The sequence below is a fragment of the Streptomyces novaecaesareae genome, assembly GCF_000716875.1.
Classification (GTDB): domain Bacteria; phylum Actinomycetota; class Actinomycetes; order Streptomycetales; family Streptomycetaceae; genus Kitasatospora; species Kitasatospora novaecaesareae.
Map to the genome: position 1 here is coordinate 1 of NZ_JNWQ01000073.1, position 13,385 is coordinate 13,385.

Sequence of the window (13,385 nt, forward strand, 5' to 3'; positions counted from 1 at the left end):
TTCTGCCTGTCTCGTGGGCTCGGAGATGTGTATAAGAGACAGGGGCAGCCCGGGGCGGAGCCGGTGCCCGGGACGGTGGCAGCGGGCGGCGGTCCTGGGCGGGCGGGCGCGGTGGGCGCGGTGGGCTTCACGACGGGCACGTTCGGCGACTGGCCGGGCGCGGGCCGGTCGGCGGTCGGCGCCAGGGGGTGGGCGGCGGGCGAGGGCCCGGCCGGAGCGGGTGCGCCCGCCTCGGTGCCGGTGAGCAGGGTGCCGGGCGGCGGGGCGTCCTGCCCGCCGGAGGCCTGGCCTTCGGCGGTCTGACGGCCGGCCGGGGCCGGCGGGTTCGCCGAGCGGGCGGCGGGCGGGGTGGCCGCGACCGGCGCCGCGGAGGTGTGGGCCGAGGGGTGCGTGGACGGGTGCGCCGAGGGGCGGGCGCCGGAGGGCCCGCCGGCGGAGGAGGTGGCGGCCGGGCTCTGCGCGGCGACCTCCTCGGCCTGGTCGGTGGCGCCCGGGGTGGGCGGCGGGGTGGTGCCGACCCGGGCCACGCCGGCCCGACGGCCGATCCCCTGCTGCTCGTTGAGCAGGAGGGTGGTGGCGATGCTGATGCCGACGACGGTGGACATCGCCATCGCGGCGCCGGAGAAGCGCAGGGTGGGGAGCCGGAGCCGGCCGCCGAACGGGCGTGGCCGACCGTGTCGGCCGTGCCGTGCGGGCTCGTGCTGCACGTCCCGCGCGGTGTCCTCGCGCGCAGCCAACCGGACCCCTCCCTCCCCGAAGCCGCCGTCGCGTCGCCGTATTCTCCCACGCGCGGCCGCCGGGCCCGGTTCCGGCCGTCGAGGGCCGGTCCGCCGCGGGCCCGTGCCGGGGAGGGGGAGAGCGTACCAGCGGGCGGTGGGGTCGCGGACGGATTCCATCCATTTCGTGGACATCCGTTCGACGTAAGGAAGTTGACGTTCCGTCTGACAAGCTCGGGGTGGCGGGCCGGCACGCCGGACAGGGGTTGTTGCAACCCCCTTGCAACCCTTGCCCGGCCGGCCCGGGGTGGCGCAGGCTGAGTCCATCCCACGCCGTCCCGGAGAGACCGTCATGCCGCCCGACCCGCTGTCCGCAGCCTCCAGTGCACCCCTCGCCGCCACCCCCACGGGCGGCGATGGGGACGGCTCCACCGCCGCTCCGGCGGCGGTGGAGGAGGTGCTGACACTGCGGATCTCCCTGGGCGAGGAGGTCGTCGGCGAGGTGCGCACCCGGTTCCGGTTCGAGGCCGCTCACCCGTACGAGGTGCTGCTGACCTTCCACCTGGGGCGTCCGGACGAGGCCGACTGGGTGTTCTCGCGCGAGCTGCTGCGCGACGGCCTGTGCACGCTCAGCGGCCAGGGGGACGTCAAGCTGTGGCCGGCGTACTGCCCGTGCCACGGTTCGACGCTGCACCTGGCCCTCGAATCCCCGCACGGCAGCGCGCTGCTGGAGGCCCCCAAGCCCCGGGTGCAGGCCTGGCTGGACCGTACCTACGCGCTGGTCTCCGAGGAGCAGGAGCGCGACTGCGGCCCCACCGACGACGACCTGGCCGCACTGCTCGCGGACGGCTGAGGACCGGTCGGGGGCTGGTCGGGGCCGCTTGAGGGCTGATGGCCGTGGGTTGCCGACGGGGGTGTCAGCAGCCGAGCGGGGTGTCCCCGGGCAGGCGCGGCGCGGGGACGGGCGGCGCGCCGGGCAGCCGTGCCGTCCCCGCCGCCAGTGCGGCCCGCAGCCGCCGGACGGCCGGGGCCGAGGAGGCGGGCAGCAGGTCGTACGGGTCGTCCGGCCCGTCCACGATGACCAGTACCGAATCGGCGATCCGGTACGGCCGGTGGGCCAGCAGCCCGCCCAGGTAGCGGCGCAGCCGGGACAGTTCGGCGCGGACCGTCACCGTCCGGCCCGCGTCGCCGAACAGCGCCTCGGCGAGCTGGGCGGCGGTGCGGCCCTCGCGGCCGGTGGCGAGCAGGAGCAGCAGTTCGGCGTGGCGCGGACTGAGCGGGTGGGACCAGCTGCCGGCCGCGCCCCGGACGGACAGCTCGGGGCGGTCCGGGCGGCGCAGGTCGAGCCGGAGCCGGGCGCCCTCGGCCTGTTCGGCGGTCACGGTGCCGGAGCCGTCCTCCCCGGGCGGGCGCACCGGGCGCACCAGCCAGCCGTCGGCGAGCGGTTCCAGCACGCACTCGCCGAGGCCGGGCACCCAGTGCACGGCGGCCGGGGCCCAGCCCTCGCTGGGCACCCGCAGCCGGTTGGGCGGCGGCAGGCCGGCCGCGGCGGCGGTCCAGCCCGCCGAGTCCACCACCAGGGCCGGGCCGCCGACCCGGGCGAGCATCGGGGCGGCCAGGGTGCGCAGCTGGTGCAGCGTCTCCAGCCGGTGGGCGCGCAGCTCGGTCTCGGCGAGCCGGGCGGCGGTGGCGGTGAGCTGGAGCAGGTACGGGCGGATGCTGTGCGCCGGGCCGCTCAGGTTGACGGCGCCGACCAGCTGCCCGGTGCCGGGGTCGTGCACGGGCGCGGCCACGCAGGTCCACGAGTGGTGGCTGCGCAGGTAGTGCTCGGCGGAGTGGACGTGCATCGGGCGCTGGGTGCGCAGGGCGACGGCGATGCCGTTGGTGCCGACGCTCTCCTCGGTCCATTGGGCGCCGGTGATGAAGCCGATCCGGTCGGCGCTGCGGCGCAGGCCCCGTTCGCCCTCCTGCCAGAGCACGTGGCCCTCGGCGTCGGCGATGGCGAGGATCAGCGGGAGGGCGTCGGTCGGTTCCAGCAGGGTCTCGCGCAGCACCGGCATGACCGTGTCGAGTCCGCTGGTGCGGCGGCGCTGCTCGATCTCGCCCGGGCCCAGCAGTGCGGTGGCGGCGCCGGCGTCGGGGTCCAGGCCGAGGCGGCGCAGCCGGGCCCAGGAGTCGCCGATCTCGGGACGGGGTTCGAGCAGGCCGGGGGCGCCGGCCTCGGCGGGGGACGCGGGCCCGGCGAGCTCCCGGGCGGCGGCGTCGGCGAGGGTGCGCTCGTGGACCTTGGCCAGTTCCGTCGCGGTCGGCGGGGTGCGGCGCTCTGGTCGTCGGGACTGCCGTCCGGTCTGCCGCACTCGGTCTGCTCCTCGCCGCCGTTCGAGGTCGTCGCGTCGGGGTCGACGCGCTGACGAAAGAGTACGGGTGCGGTGGGCCCGTGGGGATGGGGTCTGCCAAGTCGGCATACCGGACGGTACGTACGGTCCGGGTCCTGACCGGGACCGAGCCCGGGTCAGTGCTGCTCGCCCGCGCCCTGCTGGGCCGCCTCGACGGTGTGGTGCAGGTCGGCGGTGGCCTCCAGGGCGGCGCCGGTGCTCAGCGCCAGGCAGACGGCGAGGGCCAGTGCGACGGCCCGCAGCCTGGTGCCGGGGGCGGCGGCCGGGCGGGGCTGGAGCAGTGCGGCGACTCGGCGCGGCACCGGGCCGGAGTGGGCGGCCGGGGCCAGCCGGGGCCGGGCCGGCCAGGGGGAGCGGCTCGCGGCGAGGGCGGCGCGGCCGACCGCGCGGGCGGTCACGGTGCGGTCGCCGACCCGGGCCGCCGCGACCTCGTCGGCCCAGCGCTCCAGGTGGTAGCCGAGAGGCGTGCGGAGCGGGCGCAGCGCCGGGTGGACGGCGGCGGCGTGCTCGGCGAGGGCGAGGAAGACGTGGTGGCGGGCGGCCAGGTGGGCCCGCTCGTGGGCCAGCAGGGCGGAGCGCTCGGGCCCGCTGAGGGCGCGCAGCATGCCGGAGGTGACCACGATCCGGCCGGGCTCGCCCGCTCGGCCGGGGCGGCGCAGCCGCCCGGGCAGGGCGAAGGCGTCGGCGCGCTTGTCGTCCAGGACGGTGAGCGGGGGCTCGGCGGGCCGCAGCAGGGCGGTGAGCGGGGAGTCGGCGGGCCGCAGCAGCGCGGCGAGCCGGTGCAGGGCGGTGGACCGGTGCGGGGGGCGCGCCCGGCGCACGGAGGCGCTCCCGGGGCGCACGTCCGGATGCCGGTCACAGCTTCTCAGCGCGGCCCGGGCCGCCCGCAGCTCCAGCCGCCGCCGGCGGGCGGTGCGCACCGCGAGCGCGGTGAGGGCGGCGAGCGCCAGGGCGGCCGCGGCGGCGGCGAGCGGGGCGTCCGGCGCGGCCGAGGTGAGCCAGGGCAGCGAGAGGTGGCCGAGGGCGGCGACCGGCGGCAGCTGGAGCAGCCCGGCGGCGGCGAGCAGGCCCAGCGAGCAGAGCGTGCCGCCGGCCAGGACGGCGGTGGTGCCGGCCAGCGTCCAGGCCGCGGCCCGGGGCGGCAGTGCCTCGGCGAGGCGGCGGGCCAGCGGGGCGGCCAGGAAGGGCAGCAGCAGCGGGGCCCAGACGGCGATCATCATCGGTCGGCCGCCTCCGGTGCGCCCGCCCCCGGGTGGTCGCGGCCCGGGGCGTCGGGTGTGCCGTTGTCGAGGCCGGTCGCGCCGTCGCCGAGCAGGTCGCGCAGCAGCTGCTCGTCCTCGGCGGAGAGGTCGGAGACGAAGCGTGCCAGCACGGTGGAGCGGTCGGCCTCGCGGCCCAGCTCGGTGTGCATCCGGCGGGCCGCCAGCCCGGCGGTGTCCTGGACGGTCGGGGTGTAGGCGTAGGCGCGGCCGGCCCGGGTGCGTTCGACCGTCCCCTTGTCGTGCAGCCGGGCCAGGATCGTCGCGATCGTGGTGCGGGCGAGGTCCCCGCCGAGTGCCGCCTGGACGTCCTGCGGCGTCATCGGCTGCCGGGCCGACCAGAGGGCGGCCAGCACCTCGGCCTCCAGCTCCCCGGCGGGCCGGCGGGCGGACGGTACGTCGGGCATGGCGGCGTTTCCTCCAAGTTTCGTCTACAGTCACGTAGACCGTCTACGTCACTGTAGACGGTCAGGGCGGGTTCGGCCGAGAACCGCCGGCCGGGCGACTCCGCGGAGCACCCCGGTCCGGGCGGGTCGCGCCCGGAACCGCCCCCCAACGTACGGGAGGTCCGCCAGCCTTGCTCCAGTTCCCCAGCGCTCCGGCCGTTCACCTCGCGGTGAACCCGCTGGACGCGTCCTCACTGCTCGCCGCCTTCGGTGCGCTCGGCATCGCCGTGGTGCTGTTCGCCGAGACCGGCCTGTTGGTGGGCTTCTTCCTGCCCGGCGACTCGCTGCTGTTCACCGCCGGACTGCTCTGCGTGCCCGGCGCCACCAAGGGCCCGCAGCTGGAGCTGTGGCAGGTGCTGCCCGCCGCCCTGGTCGGGGCGCTGGCCGGCGCCCAGGTCGGCTACCTGATCGGCCGGCGCGGCGGGCGGGCGCTGCTGCGCCGCTCGAAGCGCAGGAGCCTGCTGGACGGCGTCGCCCGGGCCGAGGAGCTGCTGGCCAAGTACGGCCACGGCAAGGCGATCGTGCTCGCCCGGTTCATTCCGGTGGTCCGAACGGTGCTGAATCCGCTCTGCGGCGTACTGGAGGTGCCGGTCCGCTCGTTCACCGTCTGGCAGGTCGCCGGCGGCGTGGTCTGGACGGTCGGCGTGGTGCTCGCCGGGTACGGGCTCGGTTCGTCGATTCCCGGCATCGACCAATATCTGCTGCCGATCATCGGTCTGGTAGTAGTTGTCTCCGTGCTCCCCATTGTTCTCGAACTGTTCCGTGCCCGTAAGGCGCGCCGTCACGGAGGTGACATGTGACGTCCTCCCGGATCCTCGCCGTCTACGACGGCAGCGGCATCGACGGCGGCCTCTACACCCAGGTCAACAAGTGGGCCCAGGCGGCCCCGCACTGGCTGGACGAAGTGATCAAGGTCTGGTCGGCGCTCGGCCTCGGCCTGTTCGCGGTCTTCATGCTCTGGGCGTGGTGGCGCGCACGCAGTGCGGACTCGGCGGTGATGGCCAAGGTGCTGGCCTCGCCGGTGATCGTGGTCATCGCGTACGCCGCCAACTCGGTGCTCAAGGGCATCGTCGAGGAGCTCCGGCCCTGTGCGCAGATCCCCGGCAGCGTCTCGCTGGAGACCTGCCCGGGCACCGGGGACTGGTCCTTCCCGAGCAACCACTCGGTGATCGCCTTCGCCGCCGCGGCCTCGCTCTGGTTCGTCAACCGGCGCCTCGGCTGGATCGCCGGGCTGTTCGCGGTACTGATGGCCGCCTCCCGGGTCTGGGTCGGCGTGCACTACCCGCACGACGTGGCGGTGGGCGCGCTGGTCGGCCTGCTGGTCGCGGTGGTGCTGGCGCCGCTCGCCGGGCGCTGCGGACCGCTGGTGGACCGGATGCGGTCCGGCGCGCTGCGGCCGCTGCTCGGGCCGGGGGAGCTGCCCGTGGTCGCGCGCGGGTACTCCCCGTACGGGGCCGAGCGGCACTGAACCCCGACCCGCTCGACCCCTGTCGCGGCTGCCGTCACGGCTCTTGTTGCGACTCGGGTGGCGGGTAGAGCATGTGAGCCGGGCGTGGGGCCTCCTCCGGGGGCGCCCGCCCGGCTCAGTCGTGCCCGGGGCGCGAGGGCGCCGGGGCGTGCCAGCGGAGGGAGTGTCGTATGCCGTACAGACTCGACATCACGCAGGGGGACTGGCCGGGCGACCTGCTGCACAAGGGCGTGGAGGGCCTGCTGGCGGAGGCCATGGTGCTCACCCTCGCCACGGCCGGCCACGAGCACGGGCCGCACGCGAACCTGGCCTTCTTCGCGTACGACGACGACCTCGTCCTGTACTTCGTCAGCGAGCGCTCCACCCGGCACAGCCACCACCTGGCCGAGGAGGCCCGGGCCGCAGCCACCGTCTTCCTGCCGCCGCCGGTCTTCGGCGAGCAGCTGCGCGGGCTGCAGCTGACCGGGAGTGCGGGCGAGGCCTGGGGGCGGCAGGCGGAGGCGGCGCTGGCCGCGTACCAGGGGCGGTACCCGGCCTTCGCGCAGGACGAGGAGGTCCGGCGGCAGTTCCTCACCGGGGGCGGGGCGGCGGCGCTGTACCGGTTCCAGGTGGAGGAGCTGACGGCCGTGGACGAGCCGAACTTCGGGCGGCGCAACTACCTGCGGGCGCGGGTGGCGCGGTCGTAGCCGGCCCGGGTGGCGGCCGGGCGGTGGGCGTCGGTGGCGAGCCGGCGGGCGTCGGTGGCGGCCTCGACCTACCGGCGGGTTGGCTATACAACTTTTCGGGTGGTTCATCTACGGGACGACGTTCCGACGCCCCCGGGACACCTGGGCGCACCAGCCTGGTCGCATGAGAGTCATCGTCGTAGGAGCAGGCGTGCTCGGCACCATGCACGCCTGGCAGGCCGTCGAGCGCGGCCACGAGGTCGTCCACCTGGAGCGCGAGGCCGAGGCGCGCGGCGCCTCGGTGCGCAACTTCGGCCTGATCTGGGTCAGCGGCCGGGCGCAGGGCGAGGAGCTGGACACCGCGCTGCGCGCCCGCGAACTGTGGGAGGGCATCGGCGCGCGCGTCCCCGACCTCGGCTTCCGGGCCAACGGCTCGCTCACCGCCATCCGCACCGAGGCCGAACTCGCCGTCGCCGAGCAGGCCCTGACCCTGCCGGACGCCGACGCCCGCGGCTACCGGCTGCTCGACGCCGACCGGACCCGGGCCGCCGACCCCGCCCTGCGCGGCAAGCTGCTCGGCGCCCTCCGGTGCGAGCGCGACGCCGCCGTCGAGCCCCGCACCGCCCAGCCCGCCCTGCGCGCCGCCCTCCAGGCCACCGGCCGCTACACCTTCCTGCCCGGGCGCGAGGTCCGCGACGTGATCGGCGAGAACGCCGTCCGCGACGACCACGGCGACACCCACACCGGCGACCTGGTGATCCTCTGCACCGGCGCCTGGCTCGGCGGCCTGGTCCGCGAACTCGCCCCGGCCCTGCCCGTCCGCCGGGTCCGCCTCCAGATGATGCAGACCGACCCGCTCGGTGAGACCCTCACCAGCTCCGTCGCCGACGGCGACAGCTTCCGCTACTACCCCGCCTTCGCCGGCACCGCCCTGGACCGGCTGCGCGAGGTGCAGCCGCAGCCCGAGGCCGCCGCCGAACACAGGATGCAGCTGCTGATGGTCCAGCGGCGCGACGGCGGACTGACCATCGGCGACACCCACGAGTACGACCAGCCCTTCGGCTTCGACGTGGTCGAGGACCCGTACGACCACCTGGTCGGCGTCGCCGAGGAGCTGCTCGGGCGCCCGCTGCCGCGGATCCGCCGCCGCTGGGCCGGGGTGTACGCGCAGTGCGTCGACACCACCCGGGTCGTCCACCGCGAGCGCGTGCGCGACGGCGTCTGGCTGGTCACCGGCCCGGGCGGCCGCGGCATGACCTGCTCGCCGGCCATCGCCGAGACCACCGCCGAACTCGCCAACCTGTAAGGAACGCCGACATGACCGATGTGACCGACATGACCGATCCGACCCGTGTGACCGCCGACATCCGCCTGGTCGTGCTCGACATGGCCGGCACCACCGTGGCCGACGGCGGCCTGGTCGAGCAGGCCTTCACCGCCGCCGCGGGAGCACTCGGCGTCGAGGCCGGCAGCCCGGACTTCGAGCCGATGCTGGCGCACGTGCGCGCCACCATGGGCGAGTCCAAGATCTCCGTCTTCCGGCACCTGTTCGGCGAGGAGGAGAAGGCCCAGCGGGCCAACACCGCCTTCGAGGCCGCCTACCACGACCTCGTCGACGCCGGCCACTGCGCCGCCCTGCCCGGCGCGGCCGAGGCGATCGCCGAACTGCGCGGCCAGGGCCGGACGGTGGTCCTCACCACCGGCTTCTCCCGGGCCACCCAGGACCGCATCCTCGCGGCCCTCGGCTGGCAGTCCGTCGCCGACCTCACCCTCTGCCCCGCCGAGGCCGGGCGCGGCCGCCCGTACCCGGACCTCGCGCTCACCGCGCTGCTGCGCACGGGCACCGAGTCGGTGCGGCAGATCGCCGTCGCCGGGGACACCGGCTACGACATGCTGACCGGCGTACGGGCGGGCGCCGCGGTCGTCGCCGGCGTCCTCACCGGCGCCCACGACGCGGCCCGACTGCGGGCCGACGGCGCGACCCACGTGCTCGGATCGGTGGCGGAGCTGCCGGCGCTGCTGGGCTGACCGGCCCCTGGCTGAGCAGGAAGTCGGGCGCGCAGGAAGTCGGGCGCGCAGGGCGTCGGGCGCGTAGGAAGTCGGGCCGGCCGACTTCCTGCTCCGAGGGGCGGGTGGGACAGGCTCAGGACGGTGCCCCGGCGGGCGCGCCGCCGCGTTGGCGGGCGGCCTGGACGCCGAGGTAGCCCACCCCGGCCATCAGCGCGGCGTTCAGGGCGGCGGCGATCCCGAGGTCCCTCGGCAGGCTGAGGTCCTGCGGGCGGTGCACGGCCGCCCGGCCCCCGGGGTCGTAGCGGACCGTCACCCGGTCGCCGACGGCGAGCGAGCGCAGGTCCAGCACCAGCTCACCCAGCGGCGCACCGCCCTCGCCCGTCACGTCGTACGCCGAACTCGGGTGCTTGCCCTGGGGGTGGTCCCGCACCGCCGTGACCAGGGCGGTGGCGTCCACACCGGACACCCCGAGGATCACGTCGTCCCGGGCCTGGGACACCGCCGCGGTGGTGGCCCCACCCAGGGCGACCGCGAAGAACGCCACGAAGCACCCGAACATCCGCCCGGCCAGCCGGACCACGCCCAGCGTCCACCCGACCACCAGCAGCACACCGAGCCCGACGGCGGCCAGCCCCCCGAGGTAGGTGCCCGCGAGCACCAGCCCGACCGTCCCGACCGGCACCGCCGCCACCAGCGCGACCGTCCTCCGGTGCCTGCGGATCCCGCCCATTGTCCCCCCGTCGTACCTGCGATCGGAAGGGAAGGCTACGCCGCCGCTCCGACCGCCCCCCGGCGGGGGCGGCTGCCGAAGCGGGCGAACCACAGGAGGAGGACGGCGATGCCCGCGTTGAGCCCGAGGACCGACCACAGGGAGGCCGAGGAGCCGGCCTCCCCGGGGAGTTTGGGGGCGACCCGTCCGGCCGGGTCCATCCGGACGGTGACGGTGTCGCCGGGCTTGAACCGCTCGGAATCCTGGGCCAGCGGCCCGCCGGGGACGCTCGCGCCGTCCGCCGACGCCAGGGCGTAGGTCCAGCTCGTCGAGCCGCGGGACGACTTGTCGGCCTTCTCGGACACCACCACGGCGTTCACCTCGCGACCGGAGGACAGCACCAGGTTCTGCCAGGCGTCCCCGCCGGCCGCGGTGGCCATGATGACGGCCAGGGCCACCAGGGCCAGCGCACCGCCGACGTCCTTGAAACCGGGATCGCTCCCGGGCCCCCGGAGCTTGACCAGGCCCACGCCCGCCAGCACCAGGTACAGGACCACCAGGCCGACGACGAGCAGGATGCCGACGTACGCGCCGGCGAGCACGATGCCGACGAACAAGCAGGTCAGGACGGTGATGAGGACGGCGGCCCGGCCGAGCCACGGGCGGGTGGCGCCGGTGGCCCGGCCGGACCGGTCGAGCGTCATCCGAAGGCCTTCCGGATGGTGTCCCACTGCTCGGGCGGGAGGGAGTCGCGGCTCTCGTCGCGGGGCGGGTGGAAGGAGATGCCGCGGAAGGCGGTGGCCAGCAGCGGCAGCCACTCGTCCCAGTAGTCGAGGTCCTCGGTGGTGAAGACGGCGGCGACCACGTGGGGGCTCCACGGGTGCGGGAGCAGCAGTTCGAGCTGGCGCACCGTGCTGACCGTGGACTCGGGCACGCCCCACACCGCGCCGGGCACCGGGACCGTCAGGTCGCGGGCGGCGAGGGCGGCGCGGCCGACCGGAAGGTCGACCACGCCGACGTCGGCGTCCGGCCAGGCCTCGGCCAACTCCTCGGCGACGCGGGCCGGGTAGCTACCGGGCGGGCCCTGCTCCTGCGGGCGGAGGAAGACGGCGAACATGCCGTGGACGGGCTCGCCGTCCTCGGCGCGGACCAGGCAGCTGGACACGTGGACGGCGCCCTCGCGCAGCTGGGCCTGCAGGGCCGTCTCGGCGGCGATCACGGCGCTGAGCTTCTGCTCGGGGCGGGCGCCGGGGAAGAGCGCGTCGAGCTGTTCGGCCGCGCGGGCCATCCGGTCGCCGAGGTCCTCGTCCAGGTCGACGGCGGTGAAGCCCTCGGGGAGGGTGAGCCAGAGCGGGGGGAGGTCGGCCCCGGGGGTCTCAACGGCCATAGCCGGCCGCCCATCCGGTCACGCCGAGCAGGTTGCCGACGGTGGACACGGTGCCGACGATGGCGTTGGCCTTGCCGCCGCCGGCGGCCAGGCCGCCCGAGCCGAGGAGGTTGTTGCCGCCGGTGGTGTAGTTGACCGCGCTGGTCAGGCCGTCGCTCGGGTTGTCCTGAGTGAGGGCGTACGCGGTCGGGGCGTTGAGGCCGGCGGTGGTGACGGCCTGGACGCCGTCGGAGACGTTCATCGCGGTGGCCTTGGAGAGCCCGAGCTTGATAGCCGGCTTCTCGATCGCCGTGGTGAAGATCGGGTTGGCCGGGTCGACCGCCCGGGACGCGGCCCGGACCTCGGTCGATCCGGCGGTGACCACGCCGCGCACGCCCGCACCGGCGGCGCTCGCCTCCCGGGCGGCGCTCACGCCCTTGGCGGCGACACCCACACCGGGGATCGCGCCGAGGACGTCGCCGCCCAGGGTCAGCCAGTTGCCGATGTTCTTCTGCGGCGGCCAGAGCTGGCCCTTGACGGCGTACTGGGTGGCGTGCGCGCCGGCGGCGGCGGCGCTCAGCAGGATGGCGGGGAGGGCGAAGGCGGGGAAGAAGATCGCCGCGACGCCGCAGACGCCGGCCGCCACCGTCAGCATGTCCGCGCCGTGGTTCTTCAGCCAGTTGCCGACCTTGCTGAGCCACCCCGGCTCCGGCGGGGCCTTGCTGTCGGCGGCCTTGCGGATGGCCTCGGCCGTCTTGTGGGCGTCCGCCTTGTGGCCTTCGGCGAGTTCGTGGGCCTGGCTCTGGAGGCCGGTGAGTTCCGTGGCGGCGCTGCTGACCAGCGCGGCGGCGGCGTCGAGGTGGCCCTTCGCCTTGTTGTAGCGCTGTTCGGCGGCGGCGAGGGAGGCGTCGTCGGGGAAGTTCTGGCCGGCCAGCTTGAGGTCGGGGGCGGCGGCCGCGGTGGCGTGGGCCTGTTCGGCCTCGGCCTTGCGCTGCTTGGCGGCGACCGCGGCGCGCGCCAACTCGGCGGCCTTGGGCTGGTGTTCGGTCAGCGCCTTGTACCAGATGTCGAGCGCCTGGTAGGCGGCGGTGATGGAGTCGGCGGCGTCCTGGAGGTAGGTGGGGAGCTTGCCGAACTGGCCGGAGAAGGCCTTGGCGGCCTCACCGGTCCACTGGCCCTGGTTGGCGGTGATCTGGGACAGGGTGGTGTGGACGCCGGTCAGGTGCGTGCCGACCCGGCGCAGGCTCCCGCTGAGGGCGGTGACGGCGGCGGAGTCGCCGGGGGTCGGGTCGAAGCCGAGGCCGGACCAGTCGGGTGCGGGCGTGGGGTCGCTCATGCCTGCGCCGCCGTCGGGGTGAGGGCCTTGGTGATGCTCTGCTCGGTGCCGTCGTAGCTCTGCTGCACCTTGTCCAGGCCGTCGTCGAGGATCTTGACGCACTCGCGGACCTTCTTCAGGCCGTACTCCCACTTCTCCTTGAAGTGCCCGCAGGCCTCGTCCAGGAAGTCGTAGCCGGTGCCGGTGTGGCCGGCCGCTTCGAATGCCTTGAGCCCCTGGTCGAGTTCGTCGCCACAGCCTTTGAGGTCCTGGGCCAACTTGGCGAGGAATTCCGTACTGACCGTGAAGTCGGCCACTTTTGCCCCCCGATGCGTCGATTGTCGGACCGGGTGAGCATAACCCTCGTCGGGGCGCGGGTGATCGGGGCGGAAGGATCGAAGTCCCGTCGTTACGGGACCTTTACGGGCCGCCGACGCGGTCTTGACGTCGGCGGGCGGGGTCGGCGGCCCCCCGGCTTCAGCGGCGCCAGAAGCCGCGCTTCCTCGGGGTGACCAGCTGGACGACGGCGGTGACGAACAGTTCGGCGACGGGGGAGGGCCCCGGGCCGTGGTTGAGGTGGTTCTGGGCGGTCCACTCGCCGAGGACGGTGCCGGGGCTGCCGTCGAAGGGGCTGAACGCGTGCTCCAGGGTCACGTAGCGGACGGTCTTGCCGCCCTTGGGGTGGACGGCGGCGACGAAGTGGGCCTCGGTGGCGCCGGCCGGGGTGGGCAGGGTGACCAGCAGCATGTGGTGGCCGTCGACCGACAGGTGGCGGCAGTCGAGGCCGTGGCCGGGCAGGCGGTCCTCGGGCGGGAGGGTCTGGGCGAGGTCGTCCCAGATCCGGGTGACGACGGGCAGCAGGCTGCCGCCGTCCGGGGTCGGGGTGGCCACCCGCGGGCCGAACTCCAGCACCTGGCGGGCGAGCTCGCGGTGGACGAAGCGGTAGTGGTGGGGTCTGGGGTCCGTCATGGGGGACACCGTAGCGAACGGCCGGGAGCGGGAAGTCGGCCCGTCCGACTTCCCGCTCCCACAAGC

Annotated in this window: 15 protein-coding genes and 1 pseudogene; 6 read left to right on the forward strand and 10 right to left on the reverse strand. The window is 75.5% G+C overall.

The genetic code is table 11. From position 1 onward, the window contains the following. Positions 1-737: pseudogene (locus OP86_RS36080) on the reverse strand (hypothetical protein); the annotation flags it as partial. A gap of 331 nt (positions 738-1,068) precedes the next feature. Here OP86_RS36080 and OP86_RS24525 point away from each other — a divergent pair. Then, a complete protein-coding gene (locus OP86_RS24525; protein WP_051830529.1) occupies positions 1,069-1,569 on the forward strand; it encodes an SsgA family sporulation/cell division regulator in 501 nt (166 codons plus the stop codon). A gap of 64 nt (positions 1,570-1,633) precedes the next feature. On the opposite strand, the gene OP86_RS24530 is transcribed toward OP86_RS24525, so the two are convergent. From OP86_RS24530 to OP86_RS24540, 3 genes are all read right to left on the reverse strand, one after another. After that, a complete protein-coding gene (locus tag OP86_RS24530) occupies positions 1,634-3,073 on the reverse strand; it encodes a GAF domain-containing protein (RefSeq protein WP_063832453.1) in 1,440 nt (479 codons plus the stop codon). Positions 3,074-3,228: 155 nt separating this feature from the next. Continuing rightward, the gene (locus OP86_RS24535) at positions 3,229-4,332 is read right to left on the reverse strand and encodes a M56 family metallopeptidase (RefSeq protein ID WP_030055906.1); all 1,104 of its coding nucleotides are present in this window, start codon (positions 4,330-4,332) and stop codon (positions 3,229-3,231) included. Further along, positions 4,329-4,778 carry a BlaI/MecI/CopY family transcriptional regulator gene (locus tag OP86_RS24540; RefSeq protein ID WP_078588524.1) on the reverse strand — a complete coding sequence of 150 codons (450 nt, stop codon included), beginning with the start codon at positions 4,776-4,778 and terminating at the stop codon, positions 4,329-4,331. The genes OP86_RS24535 and OP86_RS24540 overlap by 4 nt, the downstream gene beginning before the upstream one ends. 170 nt (positions 4,779-4,948) lie before the next feature. Between OP86_RS24540 and OP86_RS24545 the strand changes: the two genes are divergently transcribed. The 5 genes from OP86_RS24545 to OP86_RS24565 all read left to right on the forward strand — a co-directional run bounded on the left by OP86_RS24545 (position 4,949) and on the right by OP86_RS24565 (position 8,978). Further along, a complete protein-coding gene (locus OP86_RS24545; RefSeq protein ID WP_030055904.1) occupies positions 4,949-5,617 on the forward strand; it encodes a DedA family protein in 669 nt (222 codons plus the stop codon). After that, on the forward strand, positions 5,614-6,285 hold the full coding sequence (locus OP86_RS24550) for a phosphatase PAP2 family protein (RefSeq protein ID WP_051830531.1): 672 nt from the start codon (positions 5,614-5,616) through the stop codon (positions 6,283-6,285). Before OP86_RS24545 ends, OP86_RS24550 begins: the two co-directional genes overlap by 4 nt. A gap of 170 nt (positions 6,286-6,455) precedes the next feature. Then, positions 6,456-6,971: a pyridoxamine 5'-phosphate oxidase family protein gene (locus OP86_RS33900; RefSeq protein WP_030055902.1), complete on the forward strand. Its 516-nt coding sequence runs from the start codon at positions 6,456-6,458 to the stop codon at positions 6,969-6,971. A gap of 163 nt (positions 6,972-7,134) precedes the next feature. Next, positions 7,135-8,256 carry a TIGR03364 family FAD-dependent oxidoreductase gene (locus OP86_RS24560; protein ID WP_030256128.1) on the forward strand — a complete coding sequence of 374 codons (1,122 nt, stop codon included), beginning with the start codon at positions 7,135-7,137 and terminating at the stop codon, positions 8,254-8,256. An 11-nt stretch (positions 8,257-8,267) separates the two neighbouring features. Next, a complete protein-coding gene (locus OP86_RS24565) occupies positions 8,268-8,978 on the forward strand; it encodes a phosphonatase-like hydrolase (RefSeq protein WP_030055899.1) in 711 nt (236 codons plus the stop codon). A 115-nt stretch (positions 8,979-9,093) separates the two neighbouring features. Here OP86_RS24565 and OP86_RS24570 read toward each other — a convergent pair whose 3' ends face one another. From OP86_RS24570 to OP86_RS24595, 6 genes are all read right to left on the reverse strand, one after another. Further along, entirely contained in the window at positions 9,094-9,690 is a 597-nt protein-coding gene (locus tag OP86_RS24570) for a hypothetical protein (protein ID WP_030256131.1), read from the reverse strand. Between the two features lie 35 nt (positions 9,691-9,725). Further along, positions 9,726-10,373 (reverse strand): hypothetical protein, encoded by a 648-nt coding sequence (locus OP86_RS24575; protein WP_030055897.1) that lies wholly within the window; start codon positions 10,371-10,373, stop codon positions 9,726-9,728. Then, positions 10,370-11,056, reverse strand: a complete 687-nt coding sequence (locus tag OP86_RS24580; RefSeq protein WP_030256133.1) for a hypothetical protein — start codon at positions 11,054-11,056, stop codon at positions 10,370-10,372. Before OP86_RS24580 ends, OP86_RS24575 begins: the two co-directional genes overlap by 4 nt. Further along, positions 11,046-12,371, reverse strand: coding sequence for a putative T7SS-secreted protein (locus tag OP86_RS33905; RefSeq protein ID WP_051830533.1), 1,326 nt, complete (start codon positions 12,369-12,371; stop codon positions 11,046-11,048). The genes OP86_RS24580 and OP86_RS33905 overlap by 11 nt, the downstream gene beginning before the upstream one ends. After that, positions 12,368-12,667: a hypothetical protein gene (locus OP86_RS24590; protein WP_030055894.1), complete on the reverse strand. Its 300-nt coding sequence runs from the start codon at positions 12,665-12,667 to the stop codon at positions 12,368-12,370. The genes OP86_RS33905 and OP86_RS24590 overlap by 4 nt, the downstream gene beginning before the upstream one ends. A 160-nt stretch (positions 12,668-12,827) precedes the next feature. Further along, positions 12,828-13,319 carry a hypothetical protein gene (locus OP86_RS24595; RefSeq protein WP_030055893.1) on the reverse strand — a complete coding sequence of 164 codons (492 nt, stop codon included), beginning with the start codon at positions 13,317-13,319 and terminating at the stop codon, positions 12,828-12,830. Positions 13,320-13,385 lie beyond the last annotated feature (66 nt).

Excerpts from the sequence above, each read along its gene's own strand:
- OP86_RS24565 (WP_030055899.1), top strand. The coding sequence starts at position 8,268 with ATGACCGATGTGACCGACATGACCGATCCGACCCGTGTGACCGCCGAC.
- OP86_RS24560 (WP_030256128.1), top strand. The coding sequence starts at position 7,135 with ATGAGAGTCATCGTCGTAGGAGCAGGCGTGCTCGGCACCATGCACGCC.
- OP86_RS24540 (WP_078588524.1), bottom strand. The coding sequence starts at position 4,778 with ATGCCCGACGTACCGTCCGCCCGCCGGCCCGCCGGGGAGCTGGAGGCC.
- OP86_RS24575 (WP_030055897.1), bottom strand. The coding sequence starts at position 10,373 with ATGACGCTCGACCGGTCCGGCCGGGCCACCGGCGCCACCCGCCCGTGG.
- OP86_RS33900 (WP_030055902.1), top strand. The coding sequence starts at position 6,456 with ATGCCGTACAGACTCGACATCACGCAGGGGGACTGGCCGGGCGACCTG.
- OP86_RS24535 (WP_030055906.1), bottom strand. The coding sequence starts at position 4,332 with ATGATGATCGCCGTCTGGGCCCCGCTGCTGCTGCCCTTCCTGGCCGCC.
- OP86_RS24525 (WP_051830529.1), top strand. The coding sequence starts at position 1,069 with ATGCCGCCCGACCCGCTGTCCGCAGCCTCCAGTGCACCCCTCGCCGCC.
- OP86_RS24580 (WP_030256133.1), bottom strand. The coding sequence starts at position 11,056 with ATGGCCGTTGAGACCCCCGGGGCCGACCTCCCCCCGCTCTGGCTCACC.
- OP86_RS24570 (WP_030256131.1), bottom strand. The coding sequence starts at position 9,690 with ATGGGCGGGATCCGCAGGCACCGGAGGACGGTCGCGCTGGTGGCGGCG.
- OP86_RS24595 (WP_030055893.1), bottom strand. The coding sequence starts at position 13,319 with ATGACGGACCCCAGACCCCACCACTACCGCTTCGTCCACCGCGAGCTC.
- OP86_RS33905 (WP_051830533.1), bottom strand. The coding sequence starts at position 12,371 with ATGAGCGACCCCACGCCCGCACCCGACTGGTCCGGCCTCGGCTTCGAC.